This window comes from Cryobacterium sp. 10S3, from assembly GCF_034344045.1.
Taxonomy (GTDB): Bacteria; Actinomycetota; Actinomycetes; order Actinomycetales; family Microbacteriaceae; genus Cryobacterium; species Cryobacterium glucosi.
On sequence record NZ_CP133773.1, the window covers coordinates 333,713 to 357,624 of the forward strand.

18 protein-coding genes and 1 pseudogene are annotated in these 23,912 nt (G+C 63.5%); 10 read left to right on the forward strand and 9 right to left on the reverse strand.

Annotated features, from left to right (window positions below; all coding sequences use genetic code 11):
• Nucleotides 1-78: 78 nt before the first annotated feature.
• Together purE and RHM57_RS01495 are read left to right on the forward strand one after the other, a co-directional pair.
• Nucleotides 79-546 (forward strand): 5-(carboxyamino)imidazole ribonucleotide mutase, encoded by a 468-nt coding sequence (gene purE, locus RHM57_RS01490; RefSeq protein ID WP_322137349.1) that lies wholly within the window; start codon nt 79-81, stop codon nt 544-546.
• Entirely contained in the window at nt 543-1,904 is a 1,362-nt protein-coding gene (locus tag RHM57_RS01495) for an LCP family protein (protein WP_322189443.1), read from the forward strand. The genes purE and RHM57_RS01495 overlap by 4 nt, the downstream gene beginning before the upstream one ends.
• A 116-nt stretch (nt 1,905-2,020) precedes the next feature.
• Here RHM57_RS01495 and RHM57_RS01500 read toward each other — a convergent pair whose 3' ends face one another.
• From RHM57_RS01500 to rfbB, 3 genes are read right to left on the reverse strand one after another with little or no spacing between them, the layout of a single operon-like run.
• Nucleotides 2,021-3,166 (reverse strand): glycosyltransferase family 1 protein, encoded by a 1,146-nt coding sequence (locus tag RHM57_RS01500; protein ID WP_322136411.1) that lies wholly within the window; start codon nt 3,164-3,166, stop codon nt 2,021-2,023.
• The gene (gene rfbD / locus RHM57_RS01505) at nt 3,163-4,017 is read right to left on the reverse strand and encodes a dTDP-4-dehydrorhamnose reductase (RefSeq protein WP_322189444.1); all 855 of its coding nucleotides are present in this window, start codon (nt 4,015-4,017) and stop codon (nt 3,163-3,165) included. The genes RHM57_RS01500 and rfbD overlap by 4 nt, the downstream gene beginning before the upstream one ends.
• Nucleotides 4,014-5,003 carry a dTDP-glucose 4,6-dehydratase gene (gene rfbB, locus RHM57_RS01510; protein WP_322136409.1) on the reverse strand — a complete coding sequence of 330 codons (990 nt, stop codon included), beginning with the start codon at nt 5,001-5,003 and terminating at the stop codon, nt 4,014-4,016. Before rfbB ends, rfbD begins: the two co-directional genes overlap by 4 nt.
• 74 nt (nt 5,004-5,077) lie before the next feature.
• Here rfbB and RHM57_RS01515 point away from each other — a divergent pair, with 74 nt between their 5' ends.
• Nucleotides 5,078-5,686, forward strand: coding sequence for a dTDP-4-dehydrorhamnose 3,5-epimerase (locus tag RHM57_RS01515; RefSeq protein WP_322189445.1), 609 nt, complete (start codon nt 5,078-5,080; stop codon nt 5,684-5,686).
• 3 nt (nt 5,687-5,689) lie between these two features.
• Complete coding sequence (gene rfbA / locus RHM57_RS01520) at nt 5,690-6,556, forward strand: glucose-1-phosphate thymidylyltransferase RfbA (protein WP_322189446.1); 867 nt, start codon at nt 5,690-5,692, stop codon at nt 6,554-6,556.
• 471 nt (nt 6,557-7,027) lie between these two features.
• Here the strand turns inward: rfbA and RHM57_RS01525 are convergent, their stop codons facing one another.
• The 6 genes and pseudogenes from RHM57_RS01525 to RHM57_RS01550 form a co-directional block, all read right to left on the reverse strand.
• Entirely contained in the window at nt 7,028-7,597 is a 570-nt protein-coding gene (locus tag RHM57_RS01525) for a hypothetical protein (RefSeq protein ID WP_322189447.1), read from the reverse strand.
• 1,546 nt (nt 7,598-9,143) lie between these two features.
• Complete coding sequence (locus RHM57_RS01530) at nt 9,144-9,893, reverse strand: ATP-binding protein (protein WP_322189448.1); 750 nt, start codon at nt 9,891-9,893, stop codon at nt 9,144-9,146.
• A pseudogene (gene istA / locus RHM57_RS01535) lies at nt 9,890-11,310 on the reverse strand (IS21 family transposase). The gene RHM57_RS01530 and the pseudogene istA overlap by 4 nt, the downstream one beginning before the upstream one ends.
• 313 nt (nt 11,311-11,623) lie before the next feature.
• Entirely contained in the window at nt 11,624-12,751 is a 1,128-nt protein-coding gene (locus tag RHM57_RS01540; RefSeq protein WP_322189449.1) for a hypothetical protein, read from the reverse strand.
• Between the two features lie 289 nt (nt 12,752-13,040).
• The gene (locus tag RHM57_RS01545; RefSeq protein WP_322189450.1) at nt 13,041-15,089 is read right to left on the reverse strand and encodes a zinc-dependent metalloprotease family protein; all 2,049 of its coding nucleotides are present in this window, start codon (nt 15,087-15,089) and stop codon (nt 13,041-13,043) included.
• Nucleotides 15,090-15,333: 244 nt separating this feature from the next.
• Nucleotides 15,334-16,239 carry a glycosyltransferase family 2 protein gene (locus tag RHM57_RS01550; RefSeq protein WP_322189451.1) on the reverse strand — a complete coding sequence of 302 codons (906 nt, stop codon included), beginning with the start codon at nt 16,237-16,239 and terminating at the stop codon, nt 15,334-15,336.
• A 63-nt stretch (nt 16,240-16,302) separates the two neighbouring features.
• On the opposite strand from RHM57_RS01550, the gene RHM57_RS01555 reads away from it, so the two are divergent.
• The 6 genes from RHM57_RS01555 to RHM57_RS01580 all read left to right on the forward strand — a co-directional run bounded on the left by RHM57_RS01555 (nt 16,303) and on the right by RHM57_RS01580 (nt 23,861).
• Nucleotides 16,303-17,130, forward strand: a complete 828-nt coding sequence (locus RHM57_RS01555; protein WP_322189452.1) for an ABC transporter permease — start codon at nt 16,303-16,305, stop codon at nt 17,128-17,130.
• Nucleotides 17,131-17,213: 83 nt separating this feature from the next.
• Entirely contained in the window at nt 17,214-17,879 is a 666-nt protein-coding gene (locus RHM57_RS01560; RefSeq protein ID WP_241985001.1) for an ABC transporter ATP-binding protein, read from the forward strand.
• 25 nt (nt 17,880-17,904) lie between these two features.
• On the forward strand, nt 17,905-19,125 hold the full coding sequence (locus RHM57_RS01565) for an acyltransferase (RefSeq protein WP_322189453.1): 1,221 nt from the start codon (nt 17,905-17,907) through the stop codon (nt 19,123-19,125).
• 63 nt (nt 19,126-19,188) lie between these two features.
• Nucleotides 19,189-20,085: a hypothetical protein gene (locus tag RHM57_RS01570; protein WP_322189454.1), complete on the forward strand. Its 897-nt coding sequence runs from the start codon at nt 19,189-19,191 to the stop codon at nt 20,083-20,085.
• The gene (locus RHM57_RS01575; RefSeq protein ID WP_322189455.1) at nt 20,066-21,301 is read left to right on the forward strand and encodes a glycosyltransferase family A protein; all 1,236 of its coding nucleotides are present in this window, start codon (nt 20,066-20,068) and stop codon (nt 21,299-21,301) included. The genes RHM57_RS01570 and RHM57_RS01575 overlap by 20 nt, the downstream gene beginning before the upstream one ends.
• Before the next feature lie 229 nt (nt 21,302-21,530).
• Complete coding sequence (locus RHM57_RS01580; protein WP_322189456.1) at nt 21,531-23,861, forward strand: hypothetical protein; 2,331 nt, start codon at nt 21,531-21,533, stop codon at nt 23,859-23,861.
• Nucleotides 23,862-23,912: the final 51 nt, after the last annotated feature.

Here is a 23,912-nt window from a genome sequence, read left to right on the forward strand (position 1 = left end):
AACCCCATAGCAACCACCCCGCTGTCGGAGAACCGAGAAACGCCCCCGGTGCCGCACGCGCCGCTCGTCGGCGTCGTCATGGGCTCCGATTCCGACTGGCCGGTTATGAGCGACGCCGCGCAGCTCCTGCGCGACTTCGGGATTGACTACGAAGTCCAGGTGGTGTCCGCGCACCGCACGCCCAGGAAGATGATCGCCTATGGCGAAGACGCCCACGGGCGCGGCCTCAAGGTCATCATCGCCGGCGCCGGCGGTGCAGCGCACCTCCCCGGCATGCTCGCCGCCGTCACCGCGCTTCCCGTCGTCGGCGTTCCCGTTCCACTCAGCCGGCTCGACGGCCTCGACTCCCTGCTCTCGATCGTGCAGATGCCGGCCGGAGTGCCCGTCGCGACCGTCTCCATCGGCGGGGCCCGTAACGCGGCGCTCATCGCCGTGAAGATCCTGGCCCTCGCCGACGCCGGCCTGCACGACAAACTCGTCGCCTACGCACTCGACCTTGCCGCCCAGGTCGAACAGAAGAATTCGGATCTCCAAGCCAAGCTATGAGCATCGCCACCAATCCGATCAGGAACCCGGAATCCGGGTCCGCCCGTGTGATGACAAAACGGGCCTGGTGGCTCGTGCTGCTGAACGTCGTCCTGCCCGGCTCGGCGCAAGTGCTCGCCGGCAGTCGCAGCCTCGGCCGGTTCGGCCTGCGCTGCACGTTCACCCTGATCGGCCTTGTCGTGATCGTGGGGCTCGCCTACCTGTTCTGGCCTGAGTTCGTGCTCACGGCTTTCACCAACTCGATCGGGCTCTGGGTCGCCGCAGCGGTACTGGTGTTCTACGGCATCGTCTGGGTCGTGCTGACCCTCGACACCCTCCGGCTCGTGCGCCTCGTCAAGGCGGGCCCCGGTGCCCGCCCCCTCATCGCCGGATTCGCGACCGTGATCATGGTCGTCATCGCCGGAACGGCCGGCTACGGCGCCTACGTCGCCGCGACGGCGAGCGACTTCCTGTCCTCGGTCTTCGTGGCCGGGCCGACGGTCCCTCCGGTTGACGGGCGCTACAACATCATGCTTCTCGGCGGCGACGCCGGAGCCGACCGGTCTGGTCTCCGCCCGGACAGCATCACCGTGGCGAGCATCGACGCGACCACGGGCCAGGTCACCATGATCGGCCTGCCCCGCAACCTCGCATACGTGCCCTTCGTAGCGAATTCCCCGCTCGCCGCCGAGTATCCCAAGGGATACGGATACCACGACACCTGCCGGGTCGACGCGTGCATGCTCAACTCGATCTACACCGAGGTCGAGCTGAAGAGCCCCGAGATGTACCCGAAGGCCATCGATGCCGGCAGCGAGCCCGGTATCGAGGGCATGCGGGACGCCGCAGAGGGCATCACCGGGCTGACCATCCAGTACTACGGGCTCATCGACATGCAGGGCTTCTCCGAGCTCATCGACGCGCTCGGCGGCGTCGACATCAACGTGACCGAACGCGTGCCGGTCCACACCGACGACACCTTCACCACCGTGCTGTTCTGGTTCGAGCCGGGCATGCAGCACATGGACGGCTACCACGCACTCTGGTACGCCCGCTCGCGGCACGGCACGAGCGACTACAGTCGCATGGAGCGCCAGCACCAGCTTCAGGAGGCGATCCTCGCCCAGGCCAGCCCCGCCAACGTGCTCGCCAAGTTCGAGTCCGTGGCCTCAGCCGGGTCCCAGGTCGTGAAGACCGACATCCCGCAGAGCATGCTCGGCTACTTCGTGACGCTCGCCGCCAAGACCAAGACGCACCCGATCAACACGGTCGAGCTGACCCCGGCGAACAACGTCGACCCGGAGAATCCCGACTACACCGTGATCAGGTCACTGATCAACGCGGCCCTCACCCCGGCCACCGCGACGCCCACCCCGTAGCCCCGCGCCCGTAGCCCCGGTTGAGATGCCGGGAAAACGCCCTCACCGCGCCCGGACGGGCCGCAATTCAGCACGGGGCAGGGCGATACTGCTCGAGTGGATGCCTCGCTCGGCCCCTACAGGTCTGCGTGCAGCTGCCAGACACGCTCGGCGGAATCCCGCCAGCTGAAGGCCTTCGCCCGGTCGCCGCCGTAGACGCGCAGCCTCTGCACGAGGGCCCGGTCGGTCAGGACCCGGGCGATGGCCTCGGCGAGGCGTTCGGGGTACCCGGCGGCATCCTCGCGCTCGACGACGAGACCGGCATCGCCGCCCGCCTCGAGGAGAGCGGGAGCGTCGGAGTGCACGACCGGGGTGCCGACGTGGAAGCCCTGGATGATGGGCAGCGCGAACCCTTCCTCGAGGCTCGGGACGACCAGCACGTTCGCGCGGGCGATCACGACGGCGAGTTCCTCGTCGGTGAGCGCGGGCATCGCCCGCACCCGTCCCGGCGTGAGTCCGGCCTCCTCGGCGACGGAACCGAGGTCGACTTCGCCCCAGGTGTCCGGTCCGACGACGATCAGCGGCAGGTCAGGAGCGCCCGGCAGGCCGAGGGCCGTGATGAGGGCCGTGACGCCCTTACGCGGCTCGAGCGTTCCGACGGTGACGATGTATTCGGACGGCAGGTCGAGGGCCGTGGCAAGCAGCTCAGTGGCCGAAGAGTTGGACGGCAGCCGGAAGCCGGTGCCGACGGCGCCCCCGATGACGCGCACCCTGTCGCCGAGGTCGACGATCTCGGCGAGTTGCGCTGCGACGGCATGGCTCGGCACGACGATCGCGTCCGCGTGCTTCCGCGCACGCTTCATCCGCGCCTTGGTCCAGGCAACGGTCGTCGGGGTCAATGCCTCAGGATGCGTCCACGCGAGCACGTCGTGCACGGTCACGGCGACCTGCGTGTGGTCGTTCACCCGGTCGTGACGGCGCAGCGGAGCCATCAGGCCCGGCGCGTGGATCATGCCGGGCCCGGGGGACGTGGTCACCCCGAGCTGCCAGGCCGCGGCGAGCTCGCGGCGGGGGAGTGCGGTCTTGTAGAGCCCGGCGAGCCCGGGCAGGGCCGCCTCGATGGCGGCGTACTGCTCGGGCTGGGACGCGGAGACGATGCCCTCAACCTCGCAGTTGAGCGGAGCGCTCGCGATGAGCGCCCGGGTCAGCTCCTCGGTGTATCGACCGATCCCGCCGGGAACCGGCGCGATCATCTGGTCGACGATAACCCGCAGTGTGATCATTCGGTTTTGAGGACTCCTTCGGCCACGGCCTGGGTGAGGGCGTCGTGCCAGTCGCGCATGGGGGTGAGTCCGGCGTTGGCCCAGGCGTCGTGGCCGAGTACGGAGTAGGCCGGGCGGGGTGCCGGCCGCACGAAGGAGGCCCCGTCGGTCGGGTGCACCCGGGCGGGATCGAGGCCGTTGGCTTCGAGCACGGCCTGGGCGAAGCCGAACCAGCTCGTGACACCGGAGTTGGTGCCGTGGTAGATCCCGGCGGGGGCATCGGCGTCGAGCAGGGCGACGATCTGCGCGGCGAGGTCCACGGTCCAGGTGGGCTGGCCGACCTGGTCCTCGACCACGTTCAGGGTGGGGTGGGTGGCGGCGAGTTTCAGCATGGTTTTAGGAAAGTTCGGACCGTTCTTCCCATAGAGCCATGCGGTGCGCACGATGTAGGTCTTGCCCGGGTTCTCGGCGAGGACGAATTCCTCGCCGGCGGCCTTGGTCCGCCCGTATGCGGAGATCGGTGCGGCGGGTGCGTCCTCCTGGTAGGGGGACTCGGCGTTGCCTGCGAAGACGTAGTCGGTGGAGATCTGCACGAGGCGCGCTCCGGTTGCTTTCGCGGCGCGGGCGAGGTTCCGCGGTCCGACCGCGTTCAGCAGGTAGGCGGCGTCCTCGTTCGCTTCGGCGTCGTCGACCTTCGTGTACGCGGCCGCGTTGATCACGACGTCGAACCCGGTCACGGCCGCCTGAACGGCGGCTTCGTCGGTGATGTCGAGTTCACCGCGGTCGAACGCGGTCACGTCTCGCCCGGTCAGGGCTTTCTGCAGGTCGCGGCCGAGCATCCCGGCAGCGCCGGTGATCAGGTACCGGGTCATGAGCCGAGTGCCGCGCGGGCCTTGAGGGGTTCCCACCAGGCGCGGTTGTCGCGGTACCACTGCACGACGTCGGCGAGGCCCTTCTCGAAGGGGACCTGCGGGGCGTAGCCGAGTTCGGCCTGGATCTTGCTGATGTCCACCGAGTAGCGCAGGTCATGGCCGAGACGGTCAGCGACCCGGTCCACGTAGGACCAGTCCTTGCCGGTGGAATCCAGCAGCAGCTGGGTCAGTTCGAGGTTGGTCAGTTCGGTGCCGCCGCCGATGTTGTAGATCTCACCGGCACGACCGCCGACGAGGACCATCGCGATCGCGCGGGTGTGGTCGTCCACGTGCAGCCAGTCGCGGATGTTGTTGCCCGCCCCATACAGGGGAACGTGCTTGTCGTCGATGAGGTTCGTCACGAACAACGGGATGACCTTCTCGGGGAAGTGGTACGGGCCGTAGTTGTTCGAGCAGCGCGTGATCGACACGTTCAACCCGTGGGTGCGGTGGTACGAGCGGGCAAGCAGGTCACTGCCGGCCTTGGACGCCGAATACGGGGAGTTGGGTTCCAGGGCGCGTTCCTCGTTCCAGGAGCCCTCCGCGATCGACCCGTAGACCTCATCCGTGGACACGTGCACGAACCGGGCCAGGTTGTGGCGCAAAGCGGCGTCGAGGAGCTGCTGGGTGCCGAGAACGTTGGTCTCGACGAAGATGGAGGCGTCGCGCACGGACCGGTCCACGTGCGACTCGGCCGCGAAGTGCACAACTGCGTCCAGGGACGGGAAGATCGTGTCGAGCAACGCCGCATCGCGGATGTCGCCGTGCACGAACGAGTACCGGGGCGAATCGGCGATCGGCGCAAGGTTCGCCAGGTTGCCCGAATACGTCAACGCATCCAGGACGACGACCTCGGCCCCTTCCAGACCCGGGTAGGCGTCTTCGATGGTGCGACGAACAAAGTTGGAGCCGATGAAACCGGCGCCGCCGGTAACGAGGATCTTCATATAAGAGGTGACCATTCCGTTTGCTGAAAGTATCGCTTCAATGCTACCGGTACGTGCTTGGTAGACTTCTGCGCGTGCAGATCCGCGAACTCTCCATCCCCGATTCCTACGAGATCACTCCGAAGCAGTTCGGTGACGACCGGGGGGTGTTCCTGGAATGGGGCAGGTTCGACCGCCTCGAGGAAGCGATCGGCCACAAGCTCAACGTGGTGCAGGCGAACACGAGCGTCTCCAAGCGTGGCTCGGTGCGCGGAATCCACTTCGCGGACATTCCGCCGAGCCAGGCCAAGTACGTCACCGCGACCAATGGCGCGGTGCTCGACTACATCATCGACATCCGAGTCGGCTCGCCGACGTTCGGCCAGTGGGACAGCGTCCTCCTCGATGACACCGACCGTCGTGCCGTGTACATCGCCGAGGGTGTCGGGCACTGCTTCGTCGCCCTCACCGACAACGCCACCGTCAGCTATCTCGTGACGGCACCGTTCAACCCGGGTCGCGAACACGGCATCAACCCCCTTGACACCGACATCGGCCTGGTCTTCCCGCCCGAGGCCGGCGAGCTCCTGCTCTCCCCGAAAGACACCGACGCCCCCGGGCTCGCCGAGTCCGCCGCGAACGGGCTTCTCCCGACCTGGGCAGACGCGAAGGCGTTCTACGCTGCACTGAATGAAGGAAAGTAGCCCATGCGCGGAATCATCCTCGCCGGCGGCTCCGGCACGCGCCTCTGGCCGATCACCAAGGGCATCTCCAAGCAGCTGATGCCCATCTACGATAAGCCCATGATCTACTACCCCTTGTCGACGCTGATGATGGCAGGCATCAAGGAGATCCTCGTCATCACGACTCCGGAATACAACGACCAGTTCCGGGCCCTGCTCGGCGACGGTTCCAGCCTCGGCATCCGCATCGAATACGCCGTGCAGGAATCCCCGGACGGCCTCGCCCAGGCCTTCATCATCGGAGAGGAGTTCATCGGCGACGACAGCGTCGCCCTCGTGCTCGGCGACAACATCTTCCACGGCGCGGGTCTCGGCTCAGCGCTCCGCAACAACACGGAAATTGACGGGGCACGCATTTTTGCCTACCACGTGAGCAACCCCACCTCGTACGGCGTCGTCGAATTCGACGACAACATGACTGCCATCTCCATCGAGGAGAAGCCAGCCAAGCCGAAGAGCAACTACGCAGTCCCCGGCCTGTACTTCTACGACAACTCGGTCATCGAGATCGCAAAGTCTATAGAGCCGAGCGCGCGCGGCGAGCTGGAGATCAGCACCGTCAATGAACGCTATCTCGAGGCGGGGAAACTACAGGTTCAGGTTCTCGACCGTGGCACCGCGTGGCTCGACACGGGCACGTTCAAGTCAATGATGCAGGCGTCGGAGTATGTGCGCGTGATCGAAGACCGCCAGGGCCACAAGGTCGGCTGCATCGAAGAAATCGCCTGGCGTGCTGGCTGGATCGACAGCAAGCAGCTTGCCGTGCTCGCAGCACCGCTGCAGAAGAGCGGCTACGGAAAGTACCTGAGCAGCCTCGTCGCCACCGTTTAGGAGTGCGGGCTTCGAAGCATTCCCAGATCTGGACCAACGGATAGCAGTTCGTCGTAATCAGACTGCGTACGCAACAAGTCTCGCAAAGAGGGGCGTTGACTTCGATTGGCCTTCGCTCAATGCGCATTGTGGAATTCTCGAGTGGGAGACCCCGGCACCAATCGCTCTGGGGATGCTTGGTGAACGCCCACACGTGGACGACTCCGAGATCCTCGCCCGGGGACTTTGTTACCAGCCTATGGTGCCCTGTGGCGATGGTGTTGAAGCGATTGGAGCTGGTGCGACCCACCCGCGAAGAGAAGCGATGTTAGTTTCGCCGGCGAGTGCTGAGTTCGTGACTCTCCAGGGGAATAACGCGTCGAGATCCTGAGCTATGGGCGTCTCCGAATCGACATACAAGTCTTGTCAGCCACCGATTCATCGTGAACAGAGGTCCCGGTTGCCGCCCCCCGTCTCGGCTGTCCGCGTCGCTTAGCCGCAGAGCTCCCTGGCGATGACAGGCAATGGGCGAACGACAATGTGCTTGACCAGACCCTCAAGTACGTCAAAATTCATCCAATTCCCGTGGCCGTCGGGCAGTGCGTAGTGGTCGTCCTGATAAGTGATGTCTGGGTATGCGGACTTGAGCTGATCAAGAGTGGCTCCGATCCCGATTCCAGTGCGTGTTCTCGGAGACGTGGTTAGGTATTCCGAGGAATCTCCCGTTCCCTCCAACACGATCTGCTCTATCAGGCCGTCGCCCTTGTTCTTCTCGGTGATGAAGACACTGGGATATCCAGTTTTGTCGAAGGAGAGGATGGAGTGCGAGGGGCAGCTCCCCAGACCGGTGCCGCTTGCGAAGGCGGTCATCGTCCGCTTCGCCGCCTCCAAATCGGCCCCGATCGCAAGCGGCCCAACACTGGTGAAGTCGATGATCCATGAACTGGGTTCAGCCAGGTCGACTGTGGTCGTGGTCGTGGTCGTGGTCGTGGTCGCGGTCGATGTCGATCTCGGTTGGATTGCCGATTCGGTCGGACCCGCGGAGGGGGTCGGGCTCTGCACCTGCGCATTCTTTGCTTGACCTGCGCAACCGGACAACACCAAGACCAAGAGCAGCAGTCCAGCTATCGGCAGGAGTCTGTGATTGGAAGCGTGATGGACGATGATGGTTTTCCCCTTCGTCCTGGGCAATTCTTGTCAGGAACTAGTTGAGCCCGGAATGTATCTTCCATAGAAGATGGCGTTCGTGCACGGTCCCGGAATAGTGCCAGAGCGATCTCGCCACGAAATGCCCCCGCCTCCGTGGACGAGAGCGGAGCTTGGGCGTGGAGCCTTCGAAATCTTGTCTAAGAAGGAGACGCAGGTATCCAGAGCACGATTTGGGCCGGGGAAGGGTGACGGACATCCGTCTCGACCGGTTGGGGAATGATGTATCCGGTCGGGACACCGAGCACCGTGGTGCAGTGCACCCCGGCTAGCAGCGAGAAGCTGAAGCTTCCGTCTAGCCATCGACTCGTGGATGTTACGTTCTGCCAGACTCCTCGACCCTGGCCCGGGCAGGCCCCAAGTCTCACGAGCGCGTTCACTCCATCGATTCGGGCGCCCCAGGCATCTTTGGCGACCACTGACCCCACAACGGCGCCGTACGGGAGCCACGCCGTAAACCAGTTTCCGGGACCTTGCACCACATCGAACGTGGAGGAGCTTGCGCCCATGTAATCCGCTGGCACTCGGTGCGTCAGAACACAGTATCGACCGACTTCCAGAGTGATTCCAAAGGCTCCGTAAGCATCGGGCGTGCTGCCTGTGGTGGTGAACCATACCGTTTGTCCTGAGCAATCGCCCTGGCGAATTTCAACTTCCGTTCCAGGGACAAATTCTGAATTCGGACCCTTGACCGCGACGGCGCCCGTGCCGTACGCCGTCGCGCTTGCCGGTGAGGCAGCCGATATGCCTACGCTCAGAGTCATGACAACCGTCGCGGCAAGGGACAACAGTCGGATGAGAGGTCCTCGACGGCCTCTTTCTGTACTAGCGAATACTTCTCGAGCACTCATGTTCCCCCGGTCCTGGCTGAGCGTGAACTGAACGCCTGCTATCCGTAGCATACCTACGTGAGCGGCCGTCGGCGCACTGACTAGACCACCTCGGTTGTCTTCGAAATAGTCCGTCCAGTACCGGTCTGAACAAGCCGATGTCTATCGGCTGAGTATTTGATGCTTTGAGAGCCACCCGATCGTGCGGTTCAGAGCCACCGATCGTGCGGAAGAGAGCCAGTGGTGGTGTGGTTCAGAGCCACTGGCCCTCTCCGCCGGGTGTTAGGTGCGTTTCGTCACCATCGAGCCGGCCATTTCGGCGCTAAGAAACCTGCCATTGCGGCGCGGTTTCCGACCACCCCCAGGTCAGAACGGCGGGTTGACGCGATCCTTATCGGCCGAAGTGCCCTCGCGGGCAACAGCGTTGCCCGTGCTCCATCCTGCGTCGGGATCGAGGAAGTCCTCGGGCCAGGGCGCTGGGTGTCCGGCGTCGTCCCACCATCCCGTTTCGCCGCCAGCGGCAAGGAGAGCGAGGTCCTGGTCTCGGGTGCGTGGTCCATGGCGCCTCGTCATCAGGTGCTGGCGAGAGCGGTGTGCTCGCGCATGTTGTAGGTGCCGGTCTCAACCCAGACAGTGTTGTGGATGATGCGGTCCATGATCGCGTCCGCGTGAACGCCGGAGGCGAGGCGCTGATGCCAGTCCTTCTGCTGATACTGGGTGCAGAACACTGTCGACGTCTCGCCGTAACGACGCTCCATCAACTCCAACAGCATCGTCCGCATCGACTCCGTCGGCTTGTCCAGCAGCCACTCGTCGATAACGAGCAGGGTGAACGCCGCGTATTTGCGGAGGAACTTGCCCGCGCCTCCGGTGGTGTCCTGCGCGGCAACCCAGGCCTCCTCCAGGTCGGGCATCCGGACGTAGTGCGCGCGGATCCGCTGTTCGCAGGCGCGTTTGGCGATCGCGCAGCCCAGATACGATTTCCCCGACCCGGTGAAGCCCTGGAAGACCACGTTCTGCTGCCGGGTGACGAAGGAGCAGGTGCCGAGCTGGGTCAGCAGCTGCCGATTCAGTCCGCGTTCGTCGAGCAGGTCGATGCGGCGCAGATCCGCGTTCGGATACCGCAGTCCCGCCCGCCGGATCAGACCCTCGACCTTGGAGTGCATGAACGTCGAATAGGCGTCATCGACAACCAGCCGGACCCTCTCCTCGAAGGCCAGGCCGATCGACAGTGTGTCGTCCTGGATGTCGAGCGCCTGCAGCAGCTCGCCGGCGTTCATCTCGCGCAGCTTGCGTTTGGTCTCCCCATCGAGGGCGCTCATCGGGTCCCTCCGGCGTAGTAGGCGCCGCCGCGAACATAGCCGCCGCCGTCACTCTCGGGCTGATCGGGGACGTGTCCGGTCTTGTCCTGCCCGGTGTCGAGGATCGGCCGCAGATGCGCGTAGCGCGGGGAGCGGACCGGACCCCGCAGCGCCAGCGCGCAGGCGCCGCCCACTCCTCGATCCGGGCCCGGTCCCAGGCCTGGAAACTGCGGCCCTCGGGCAGGTCCGCCTCGTTCGTTTGATACTGGTTCACCGTCGTGGCCGGCAGTAGCACATGGCTGGTCAGGCGCTCGTCGCGCCGATAGACCTCCAGCATCGTCTCCGTGACACGCAGGTCCACCAGCGCGCCGATGTGGGTGAAGGGGACGGAGTAGAAGTTCCGCGCCCAGACCACGTGGGCGTTCTTGCCGACCTTGCGCTTGTAGGCCCAGGTGCTGATCTCGAACGGGACCGCGGGCAGGGCCTGCAGCAGCGGTTTCTCCTCCAGGGTGAATACGCTCAGCCGGGACCCGTCCCGCTTCTGGAACGGCTGCCGGTTGTAGGCCTCGATCCGTTCCCGGATCCGCAGGCGCAGCTGAGCCAGCGAGGTAAATGTCTCCTGCCGCAGCCCGGCGATGACCCAGGTCGCGACATGGGAGACGGTGTTCTCGGTGCTACTTTTGTCGCGCGGGTGGCGAACTCGACCCGGCAGCACCGCCGCCGAGTAGTGCGCCGCCATCTCCCGGTAAGAGTCGTTCAAAACGACCTCGCCTTCCTTCGGGTGGGAGATGACCCCGGTCTTCAGGTTGTCGGGCACCAGGCGCGGGACGCTGCCGCCGAACGCCGCGAACATCGCGGTGTGGGCGCGCAGCCACGACTCCTGCTTCATGTCCAGGCAGGCTTCCACGAACGCGTAGCGGCTGAACGGCAGGCAGGCGACGAACAGATACACCTTCGACATCTCACCCGTCGTGGGGTCCAGCAGTTGCATCGTGGGCCCAGACCAGTCGACCTCGATACTGCGCCCGGCCTTGTGGCCGACCCGAGACGTCGCACCCGAGACCGCGGCGTGCTCGCCATAGAGGCGGCAGAAGCGGTCGTAGCTCATCGTTGCCTGCGCCATGGACGTCGCGTCGACATACTCCTGATGGAGCAGCTTCAGCGTCACCCCGACCCGGGCCAACTCGGTGTGAATTCGAACCCAGTCCGGCTGCGCGAACACACTCTCGTGCACCCCGCGGCCCGGGAACAACGCCGCATACACCTCGGCTTCCGACTTCTCCTCGACGTCGTCCCAGCCGAGGCCGAGGCGGTCCGCAGCATCGAGCACTGCCTGGACGCTGTTGCGGGCGATGCCCTGCGCCGAGGCGATCGCCCTGCCCGACAACCCCTGGTTTCGTAGCTGCAAGACAAGTTTCGCCTTGATCTTCCGTACCATTACCGGTACTCCTTCCACCACGTGTCCGTCACATGGTGGGAGGAGCTTTTCAGGTGGCTCTCAACCACACCAATCGTGGCTCTGAACGACACGATCCATGGATCGGCGAGGTGGCTCTGACACGCACCACAGGTGGCTCCCCTGGAAGCCAATATTCAATCGGCAATGCACCCTTCGAAATGCCGAAGTGGCCTCCTCGCACGCTGAGTTCGGTCCGCGACGGCAGCGCGCGAGGAATTGGCCGGGCTCACCACGGTGAACCCGGCCCTGTGCAGGACTGCAGGACGTTAGTCGGCGGAGTCGTTCACAGGCGTCACCACGTCGTAATGGTCCATGGTCCGTCAGAGGTGATCTGTACGACGGATGGAGACGTCATTGGAACTGTTCCCCAGTAGTCTCCGATCACATTGACCTTGAGGTCAATGCCATAGGTCGGATCCGTCGCCCACACGACAAAGTTCGAGGTCCCATGGTTTGAGAATGTTGCGACGACCCCAGGGGTATCCATATACACCACATCATCGCCGGTGCCCGAGATCGTGGATCCCGCTTGTCTGATCATGTCCAGGTCGAGAATTCTCAGCGTCCAATGTCCACTTGCGTGAACCGAAATCTGATTGTAGTTGGAGTCTGTCCAATCGAGGAAACCGACCAGCATCCTTCCCGAGGGGTAGGAGCCGATTCGATTGATCAGAAGATCAAACGTTTGGTTCGGGCCGACCGCTTCGACGATGACATTCGAGGTGCAATCGGCGCAGGTGAACTCGACAATTTTCTGTCGGGACTGCGTCGCAATCGAAATTACTGAGTCGCCCTGTCCCTGAACCGTCCGAGACGCGAGCCAGATGGTGATCCAGATAGGTCCGGGAGCGGAGACCACCGTCTCAACGGGCTGGGGTGCCGAATAGTCCCATGGAACGTCCAGGACGGAGGTGCAGTACGTCCCGGGGAGAAGCGAGATCCCGAAACCGCCGCTGGACCACTGGTTCGTTGCGGTGATGTTTTGCCAGACGCCCTGGCCCGCGGATGCACAAGATCCCTGACGGATGAACGCTGTGACGCCATTTATTCCGTAGCCGAGCGAGTTCTTCGCGACGACGGCGCCGGCCAGCGGCCCGGGCAGCCACACGGTGACCCAGTTGCCTGTTCCGGACCCCATCTGGAACGGGGTGTTCGCTGGCATCCCGTACGGTGCCGGAACGGAGAGGGTAACGACGCAGTAGGCGCCGGGTGCGAGGCCGATCCCGAATGCGCCATAAGCACTGGGGGTATTGCCGGTGGTCGTTCGCCAAACTGCTGGCCCGGAGCAGTCACCCTGCCGAATCTCGACAGTCGCGCCTGGGACGAGTTCTGAACTCTGGCCCTTGATCGAAACGGCACCGGTACCGATGCTCGCGGCTTGTGCCGGTGCTGCAACGGTGAGCCCAAATAGGAGGCTCACTGCCAGCGCCAACCCAAGAAACGAAGATCTCTGCGTGCGGTGCGCTCGTGCGCGAGGCCTGACCCCACGAACGGCCGCTGCTGACAACAATTTCAACAAGTTTCCCCCAGATTTTTTCAGTTATGCGTGATCTCACGCTGGCGCGTGGTTGGGCGCTCGTCAAGACCCGTGTTCGAGGGTGTGACCGTTCAGGTTTGGAGTTTTTGGTTCGTGTCGACGCCGGCCCAAGACAGTGCCGCACAGTGCAGGCCCGATCTGGCCGAGTCCGTCCTGGCCGGTGCCACCGCGTCTAGTGCGTGGGCGGGCCCGGTATCCATGCGGTGATCCAGAGGGGTCCTGGGGCGGCCACGGTGACGTCTGCTGGAGCGGGAATCGAAAAGCCGCTCGGGACCTGGACGATAGTGGTGCAATAGGCCCCTGGGCTCAGGGAAATTCCGAATCCGCCTGAAGACCATTGGTTTGTTGCGGTCGTGTTCAGCCACACCCCGGGTCCTTGCGTCGCACAGGATCCCTGACGGATAAGTGCTGTGACACCGTTGATTCCGATTCCTTGCGCGTCTTTGGCGACGAGGGCCCCCGAGATCGGTCCAGGAAGCCACACTGTGACCCAGTTCCCGGCTCCCGCGCCCATCTGGAACAGTGTGTTCCCGGACGGCATGCCGTAGGGGGCCGGAACGGCGAGGGTGACGATGCAGTACGAGCCCGGCGTCAGGCCGATTCCGAAGGCGCCGTATGCGCTGGGAATGCTTCCGGTGGTTGTGCGCCACACGGCCGGGCCAGCACAGTCGCCTTGACGGATCTCGACAGTCGTCCCGGGCACGAGCTCGGAATTCTGGCCCTTGATGGCTACGGCCCCCGTCCCCATTTTCGGCGCGCCAGCCGCGTCGCCGAGGGAGACGGTGACGCCGGCTGTCCCGGAGACACTCGTGACGGCGACGGTCACCCCGCCGGAACGTGATGTGAGCGACTGGGACACCCCCAATGCCATCGACCGGGTGCCGTCATCGTTCGGCAAAGTCAGGACGGCGGAGGTGGAATCGTCCCGCTGGCGCAGAACACGAACGCCTCGCGTCATCCCTGGTACACGACCGGAGGCGTAGAGCGAGCCGGCGTCCATGCCGGTTCCGGATCGGTACTCCACGAAATACACGCCCCCGTCCCTAGGGTCCGTGATCTTCAAGCCGCGCACCCCAGTGGCGTCGGAGATCGGGTGCAGGGTGAAACTACCGGCGCCGGAGGTGACGCCTGCGACGAGGCTCACGGGAACCAGATCAGCGCTCGTGATGGCATCCAATTTGTACTTCTGGGTGATATTCAGGGCGGGCAATTGGGCGTTGGTCATGCCGTCGTAGCTCAAGCCTCCGCCCATGACATCGTAGAAGTCCTGATATTCCACGTCACTGCAGCCGTCGGAAAAAGTTCCACCAGAAAAGGCGCCCTCGACTATCGGATTCGGACAGGTGTGTTTGTTCGAGTGCCTCAGCCCGAGGTTGTGGCCGATCTCGTGGGCCACAGCGTTCGTCCCGAACAGGGCGCTGTAGCTGGCCCAGACGACTCCGCCGGACGGCACCAGCCCGACACTTCCCAGCCCGCTCCCCTCGCCGCATGATGCGGGAGCGAGGATGACCAGGTGGTGAGCGTTGAAGCCGGTGGTGTACCAGCCTTGCGGATGACCGAAAGCGGCAGCCGCCTCCTTGAACATGCTCGTCGCCTGGCAGGAATTCGCAGTGACGACGCGCTTCGTTGCGAGCGGTTGGGTGAAGCCGATGATCTGGCCGGCACTTTGTGATGACCAAAAGGTGCTCACCGTCGCCTCGAGCGCAGCGATCCCGGGGTCGTCGAGGACAGGCGTCGTCGGAGCCGCCGGCAAGGTGGCCACGAATACGTCGAACGCATGCGTTGCTGCGGCGGACGTCTGGGCGACCTGCGCCTCGATCGTCGCGGAAACGACGGGCAAGGCTGCGTCCAGTGCGACACTGGCCGATACGACCTCCTTACCGGTTTCCGACGTTGCCTCCACCGGCCCGGTTACCTCGGTCACGGCGGGGACGGCGGCGACGACAGAGGTGGGGACGGTGAGCGTTCCGCTGAATGTGCTGCCCGACGTCACGTCGTCTGGCAGGTTCCCGGTCAGTTCGACGGATGCGCCGTCATCGGTGAGCAGGCGCACTTGGTCGGCGAGGTTCTGAACGGGACTGGAGGGGTCTTCCTCACCCGAGAGGATGACAATGGTGCCCGTCGCGTGAAGAGTCGCGGTGTCGGCGGTGTCGGCCGTGGTTGCCGGGAGCGCTTGCGCGGGGACTACTGCCGCACTGACGACCAGCACTGCAGCGAGCACTGTGCCTGATCCCAAGCGGGAGAAGTGGAGCATGCAGTGTCCGATCCTGTTGTGATGCGGGGCCTCACCTGACGGTGAACGCTCCGGAACCACGACCGTCGAATCCGCGCCGCCCCCTGAGTCATCCGTTCCTCACTCTACCGACTTGGCCGCACGCTGCTCCTGTCCCTGAACCGGGGGGTACATGCCATCGAGGACCGGAGAAGATCACCGTCGGGTCGCGGAAAGAGCGCCCGCTCGCCGGCTAGGACTTCGGGTGCCTACGTTCCGAAACGGCAGCCCGAAGCCGAAGGCCGGCTGCTAGGAGGAGGCGGACCGGCAGGAGAAGCGGTCCAGAATATTTCTTGGACAGGAAGCGTTCGGCACTGGCGTGGTGTGCCCGAATCATTCGGGCGTTGTCGTCCTGGGTCGAGTGCGCCCCGGAGTGGACTACCGTGGCCGACGGTTCGTATACGTTCCGCAGACCGAGCTTTCCGATCCGGAATCCGAGGTCAACGTCTTCGAAGTACATGAAGTAGCCCTCGTCGAACCCGCCCAGCTCGTCCAGCACCGAGCGGCGCACCATCACGAATGCGCCGGACAACCATCCGGCGTCGCGACGAGAGACGCTCGCCGCACCTTGTTGCCGATAGCTGCGGCTCCAGGGATTGTTGGGCCACACCAACGCGAACAGGCCGTGGCCGATGCCCGTTCGCAACGAGGGAATAACGCGGGCGGATGGGTAGACCTCGCCGGCCGAGGTGAGGATGCCCGGTCCGATCGCGGCGATCTTCGCGTCATCCCCGACGGACTTCAGGAGCGTGTCGATCGCGCCCGCCCGGGCGATGATGTCCGGATTGCTCACAACAACCCAGTCGATTTCAGCGGGCAGTGTCTTGAGGGCTTGATTGATGGCGTGACCATAACCCAGATTGTCGGCGAGAGGCAGGTATTCGGCGTGGGCGGCACGAGCGAGACCCGAGACCGTCGTGTCACCCTCGAGTACCTTGTTGTCTGCGACGACGATGTGCAGCGGACCGGTGAGCGCCGAACCGAGGGAACCGAGAAAATCGCCCAGCACTTTTCCCGACCCGTAGCTCACGGTCACGACGGCCACGTGGGCGGTCGTTGACTGTGATTTGGCTGCGACGGCCATACGGTTGCTCCTCATCGTTCTAGGCTAGATTGGTTTGCGGCCATCCGACCGGCCACTCAGTGAGGCTACATGCGATACATGAAGGAAGTTCTCGATTCCCGGGAGCTCTTGGCCAATCTCACCTTGCGTGAGATTCGTGGCCAGTACAAACGCACAATATTCGGGCAGCTGTGGTCGTTGGTCAACCCACTGGCGACGATGCTGGTGTACACAATTGTGTTCGCGTTTATTCTCCGGGTCACTCCACCTCCCGGCAATCCCAGTGGGCTCAACATCTTCGCGGTCTGGCTGCTCTGCGGCTTGCTGCCGTGGGCCTTTTTCGCGAACGTCGTGCAGACCGGCATGGGATCGATCATTGCCAACGCGGGCCTGGTGCAGAAGGTCTATTTCTCTCGAATTGTGCTCCCGCTCTCGACGGTCGGTTCCATCGGCTACAACTGGCTCTTCGAGATGGGCGTCCTCGTCCTCGTCCTGGCGATCTGCGGGTCGTTCGTCTGGCCGTGGATCCCGCTGGTGCTCTTCGTCATGGTGCTGCTCGCTATTTTCGCGTCAGGCCTGGCCCTGATGCTCTCGGTGGCGAACGTCCGTTTCCGGGACACGCAGTACCTCGTCTCGATCGTCATGCAGATCTGGATGTACCTCACGCCGATCATCTATCCCATCAGCCTGGTCGAGGACCAGTCTCGGGCGCATGGGGGGCTGTTCGGGACGTCTATCACCCTGATGGACATCTACCGGCTCAATCCGCTCGAACGGTTTGTCGCCGTTTTCCGGCAGTTGCTCTACGACAACACCTGGCCCAACCCACAGGACCTCTTATTCTGTGCTGTGTGGGCGTTCGCGGCAATCGTCGTGGGCGTGTGGGTGTTTCGTAAGAGCGAGAAGGGCCTGGCGGAGGCATTATGAGTGACATTGCAGTGAGCGTTGACCATGTCAGCAAGAGATTCCGTTTGTATCACGAACGAAACCAGTCCCTTAAGTCCGCGATTATGCGAGGGCGCCGGTCGGTTCACGAGGATTTCTGGGCGCTCAAGGACGTGAGCTTCGAGGTCCCGACCGGGTCGACGTTCGGTCTGATCGGCAGCAACGGTTCCGGCAAGTCCACCTTGCTCAAATGCCTCGCCAAGATCTACTTCCCGCAGAAGGGCTCCATCACCTACAACGGGAAGATCGCAGCCCTGCTTGAAGTGGGGTCCGGCTTCCACCCGGAGCTGTCCGGCCGTGAGAACGTGTTCCTCAACGGATCGATCCTCGGGATGTCCAAGCGCGAAATCACCCGCAAGTTCGACGAAATCGTCGACTTCTCCGGGGTGGAACAGTTCATCGACCAGCCCGTCAAGAACTACTCCTCGGGAATGTATGTCCGTCTTGGATTCGCGATCGCCATCAATGTCGACCCGGACGTACTCGTGGTCGATGAGGTGCTTTCCGTAGGCGATGCAGAGTTCCAGGAGAAATGCAGTCAGAAGTTCATCGATTTCAAGCGCGCGGGAAAGACCGTGATCCTGGTCAGCCATGCGATGACCGCGGTCCAGGAGATGTGCGATCACGCCGCCTGGCTGAGGCACGGCGAACTCGTCACCGTGGGGGAGGCAGAACCAACAATCGCGGCGTATCTCGACTCTCTGAACCGGGGCGAGACCAGTGCCGCCTGAGAGATCGGATGTCGCACCCCGACAGGTGGGGCTGACGATTGCGGAGGCCCTCGGTGGACACCGCAACTCTCTGGGGTTACTCAGACTGCTGTTGGCCTCGCTGGTCATCTTCGACCACGCCTTTCCCACGGGTGGCTTCGGACGGGACCCGTTCTGGGAACTCACCCGCGGCCAGGCCTCGCTGGGAAGCATCGCCGTCGGAGGGTTCTTCGCGATCAGCGGCTACCTCATCGCCAAGAGCGGGATGTCGAGTGACATCCTCCAGTTCATGTGGAGGCGCATTCTTAGGATCTTTCCCGCGTACTGGGGCGTCCTTCTCATCACCGCGTTCGTCGTTGCTCCGGTGATCTGGGTCACGGCGGGCGGCGCCCTCGGCGACTTCTTCGCCCGCGCCCCGAACGGTCCGTTCCACTATGTCGCCGGCAACTGGACCATGAACATCGGCACCTACGGGATCTACGATATTTTTGCGGAGACGACGCCATACGGGCAGAGCGTCAAGGCATCGGTCTTCAACGGTTCGATCTGGACACTCATCTATGAATGGCGCTGTTATCTGGTCATCGGGGTCTTCGTTGCGTTCGGCGTGCTGGCCAGAGCGAAGGCAGTTGTCCCGGCTCTCACCGTCGGCTTCTTCGTACTGCAGATCATCAACCTGTCGAATCCGGCGAGTCTCGGGTCCATCGCGCCCTTCCTCGCAGACACCCAGCTTGTCGCCCTGACCTTCACCTTCCTGGTCGGCTCCACGCTCGCGGTGTATTCCAGGTCGGTCCCCTTCGACGATCGTCTGGGTGTGCTTGCCGGACTCATCGTGATCGTCACCTTGCGTTATGGCGCGTTCAACACCCTCGGCATCATCGCCGGAGCCTATTTCGTCCTCTATCTCGCGGCCCGACTTCCTCGCCGGCTCCAGTGGATCGGTGCACGGAACGACTACTCATACGGTGTGTACATCTATGGCTTCCTTGTCCAGCAGGTCCTTGCCTACCTGGGCGTCTACCGCTGGGGCTACGGCTGGTTCGCACTCACCGCCCTCGTCATTTCTCTTGGCTGCGCCTGGCTGAGCTGGCACGGCGTCGAGAAATGGGCGATGTCGCTCAAAAATTGGGGCCCGGGAAAGGGACTCGTATTCTGGGCTGCGATGATTCGGGGCCGGTGGCCGGGACGGAAACGGATCCGATCCACGGTGGGGGCGGACAAGACTGACCGCATCCTTGATTCAGAGACAAAGAGGAACGCAAAGTAATGGACATGTTCTGTGTGACGCCAGGTACCGACAAGAGCGGCGACTGGAGCACGGGGTTACCCCGTGGCTGACCCTCGGTCGGTGTCGGTGCAGTCCGTATTGTTCGGCAACGATGCGCACGAAGTCCTCCGAGCCGCCCAGGCGATGGCCAACTCCGTGAAGTGGGCGCGGTCAGACGGCCTGGTCGGGGCGTGGACGCTTCTCCTGGGTGACTGCAGCGCCGAACCCGTTCTGGGCGCGGACATTCTCGAGGAGATCCGCGCCGTCGTCGCGGCGGAAGCCGGAGAGCTCATCTACCGGGTCTTCGGCAAGAACCTTGGGTCTGCAGCGGGCCACAATGCTCTCGCCGCGCTCTCGGACGCGGACCTGATCCTCATCCTCAACCCCGATGCCATCGTTGCGCCGGACACGGTGCGCGCGCTCACCCGAGCCGTCACAGGTTCGGTAGGAATCGCTGAAGCCCGCCAGATCCCCATCGAGCACCCTAAAGACTTCGAGGTGAACACCGGCAACACGAGCTGGGCTTCGACGGCTTGTGCGCTGACCCCCCGGGCGGCATTCGACACGATCGGCGGATTCGATTCCGACACGTTCTTTCTCTACTGCGATGACGTCGATTACTCGTGGCGGCTGCGCCTGGCCGGCTATCGGGTCGTGTTCGAACCCTCCGCTCGGGTCTTCCACGACAAACGTCTCACTCAAACCGGTGATTGGCCACCGACGAGCGCCGAGGTGTACTACTCGGCTGAGGCCGCGCTGTTCATCGCGCACAAGTATTCGCATCCCGAGATCGTCGAGAAGCTCATCGCCCAATTCCAGAATGAGGGCACCGACGCCGTTCTGAAGGCTGTTGCGGCCTTCCACACGAAGAGCAAGAGTGGATCGCTGCCGGCGCCCCTCGACGCCGGGCACCTGGTGGGACAGTTCATTGGAGACAAGTATGCAGTCCACCGCTTCTGACGTGACCGTGGGTGATGATCGTCGCTCTCCCCAGACGGCGACAATCCAGATCCTGCTGTCCGAGCTGATGTCGGGACCGCGCATCGACCCGCGCCTCCGGAACGCGCTGGAGAGCGCGAAACAGCTCATCGCAGAGGAGCAGGAGGGTGGGGTCTTCCTCAGCGTGCTTCTGCGGACTCAGGGAAAACGACCAGAGCCTCTCCGCGACGCGCTGCTGTGCCTGGCGGCGCAGAGCGACCAGGACTTTGAGGTCATTGTGATCGATCACGATGCCACCCCGGCCGATGCCGCCGAAGTCCGCGCGATTGTCGCTCAGCAGTCGACGGGCTTCCTCGATCGGATTTCCCTCATTGAAGTTCACGGCGGAAACCGGGGAAAGCCACTGAACGCGGGTATCCGCGCCGCACAGGGTCGGTTCGTCGCGGTCTACGACGATGACGATCTCCTGTTCGGGAACTGGGTGGAAGAGTTCAAGATCGCCTCACGAACGAGCGAGGGACGGCTTCTTCGCTCCCTGGTCGCCACCCAGATGGTCAAGCCGGAGCTCTGGCCACAGGACCAGATCGGCTTCCGCACCCTGTCCTGGCCCAAGGCGGAGTACCCGCGCGAATTCGATCAGCTGGCCCACCTGCAGATGAACTACTCACCGTTCATGTCGTGGGCGTTTCCTGCGGCGCTCTTCAGCATCCTCGGATTCGAGTTCGACGAAGAATTGACCGTCTGCGAGGACTGGGACATGATCCTGCGCGGTTCCCTGCTCCTCGGCGTCACCGAAGTCGACTCATTGACGGCCATCTATCGCCGTTGGGAGGGAGGAAACTCGTCATACACCGAGCACTCCAAGAAGTCCTGGGCCTGGTCGGAGGCGAAAGTGCTCGATCGACTCGAGAGTTCACTTCTGATCATGCCCGGGGACATCGTTCCCTATCTGCGGAAATCCTTCGCCCTTCTCGGCGTTCACGAGCAGCTTGCCGGGCTGCTGCACAGCCGCGCGTGGCGGTATGGGCGTCCCATCCGCGGGGCGCTCCGAGTAGCCGGCTTCGTGAAGCGGCGGGTGAACCGAATCCGCGGTGCGACCGAACCGAGCCGCACCGACGTTCCCGCAGATTTTGCGCCCATGATCCACCCGGTCTCGGATGAATCGCTCCGGTCCGTCGTCGACGTTCTCGACGACGTGCACGGTCTGACCGACCCCGCCGGGAGGACCACCGACTGAATATTCCACTGCGATTCCTTTTCGTCCACGCATGCACGTAACGTGTACCTATCTAGCTGGAAGATCAGGGTGAGCCAATGTTCGAGATCGTAGCCTTTTCCGTCGCAGAACTGATATTGCCGGCACAGCCGTTTCCCGGTGTAGACCTGTGACAGTGCTCGTGAGCGAGGTTCGACCGAGCAGGCGGCCGCTGCGCCGATTCGGGGCAATGATCGCAATGGCGTCCCTCGTGGCAGCCGTGCTCACAGTACCGACGTTTGTCACCCCGGTCGACAGCGCTGCCGCGGTCACCGGCTCGCAGTTCCAACCAGGCAATATCATCAGCGATCAGGTTTTCTTTAACACGCAGACAATGAGTGAGGCTGATATTCAGGCGTTCCTCGTTGGCAAGGAGAGCGCGTGCAATGCGGGCTATACCTGCCTCAAGGACTATCGGATGGACACGGTGTCGCGTGCAGCCGTCGCCCCGGGGCACTGCGCCGCGTACGACGGCGTGCCCAACGAACTGGCGAGCAGCATCATCTACAAAGCGGCACAGGCGTGCGGTATCAATCCGCAAGTCCTCTTGGTCCTTCTCCAGAAAGAGACGTCGCTCGTGTCGAGTTCCAGCCCGACGGCGAGCACCTACCGGAAGGCGGCGGGCTATGGCTGTCCAGACACGAGTAACTGCGACGCGGCCTTCTACGGATTCTACAATCAGGTCTACAAGGCAGCGTGGCAGTTTCGGCAGTACACGAACTTCCCCGCGCGAACATACGCCATAGGTCCCACCAGGATCCAGTGGAGTCCTGACGCCAGTTGTGGGGCATCGACAGTCACGATCGAGAACCAGGCAACGGCAAACCTGTACAACTACACGCCTTACCAGCCCAATGGTGCCTCTTTGGCCAGCCTGTACACCACGGGTGATAACTGCTCCTCGTATGGGAACCGCAACTTCTGGGTCTTCTTCAACAATTGGTTCGGTCCGAGCACAACGGCCCTCGGCTCGCCCGTCGGCCAGGTCAAGGAGATTTGGGCGACCAACAACATGATCAATATGTGGGGCTGGGCTGTCGATGGCAGCGCTTCCAGCAACGCGCTGGCAATCCACGTGAAGGTCAACGACCAATGGGTTGCCTGGACCGCTGATGCGCCCAATTCAACCGCCGAAACGATGTATCCAGGTGCCGGACAGAACCACGGCTTCGGGGGAAGCATCGCCGTTCCCCAGGCTGGTCCCTACAGTGTGTGCGTTTTCGCTGTGAACCAAGGGGTAGGCGAGAATACCCAGCTCGGTTGCTATAACATCACGGTTCCCGACGGCTCGCCTGCCGGCGAACTGAAGGATGTCTTTTCCAGCCCCGGGTCCGTAAGCCTCTGGGGTTGGGGACTGGACCCGGACACGACGAATCCGATTCAGATACACGTCACGGTGAATGGGATCTGGACCGTTCTGCAGGCGAACAGTCCGAGCACAGCCAGCCTGGGAACTTATCCGGCCAGCGGCTCCAACCATGGGTTCGGGGGGGTCATACCTGCAGCAGGTGGACCTGCAACGGTCTGTGTCTACGCTGTGAATATCGGGGCTGGATCGAATACTACCCTCGGGTGTCGAACGGTCGTCGTGCCGTCAGGTTCGCCGATCGGTGTCATGAGCGACATGTGGACCACTCCTAATGGAATCAGCATGTGGGGTTGGGCACTTGATCCCGACACCGTCGCTGCCATCCCGGTTCACGTCACGGTCGACGGCGTCTGGACCGTATTCACTGCCGACGCAGCGAACGCGGGCGTTGGGCAGGCCTATCCCGCATATGGTCCGAACCACGGATTCGGCGGGACGATCAAGGCGACCCCTGGAAAACACACGGTCTGCGCCTGGGGCGTCAATCAGGGCCTTGGCGCAAACCTGGCCCTCGGTTGCCGCACTGTCATGGTCTTGTCGGGTTCGCCCGTTGGCGCGCTGAACCAGGTGTGGGGAACCGCGGGCGGTGTGAGCATGTGGGGTTGGGCGCTCGACCCTGACCAGACAGGACCAATCCCGGTCCAGGTGCGCATCGACGGACAATGGACCGTGCTTAGCGCAAACTCCGCGAACGCCGCGGTCGGCGCCGCCTATCCCGGCTACGGACCCAATCATGGTTTCGGCGCCACGATTGCCGCAGCGCCGGGAGCTCACGAAGTGTGTGCATGGGGTATCAACGTGGCGTCTGGCGCGAACCTTAATTTCGGGTGCCAGACCATCATCGTGCCCGCGGCGCCGAGTGGTCCGCCCGTGGGCCTCGTCCAGGACCTGTGGGCGACCGCGGGAACCGTCGAGTCGTGGGGATGGGCGATCGATCCCGATTCGACCGGCCCTGTCACTGTCATCGTCACGGTCAATGGAACGAAGACGACAGTGGTGGCCGACGCCCCGAGTGCAGCTGCCGCTGCGCAGATGCCGGGATACGGCGCCAACCACGGCTATGGGATTCGCATCCCTGCCCAAACCGGCTCAAACGACGTGTGCGTGACGGCGCAGAATATCGGCGCGGGTGCGGACACCCCGCTGCTGTGTCGAACCATCACGGTTCCGTGAACGGGAGGCGCGGCGGCTGCCGCTGAAAGCGTGGTACCGGACAGAGTCCGG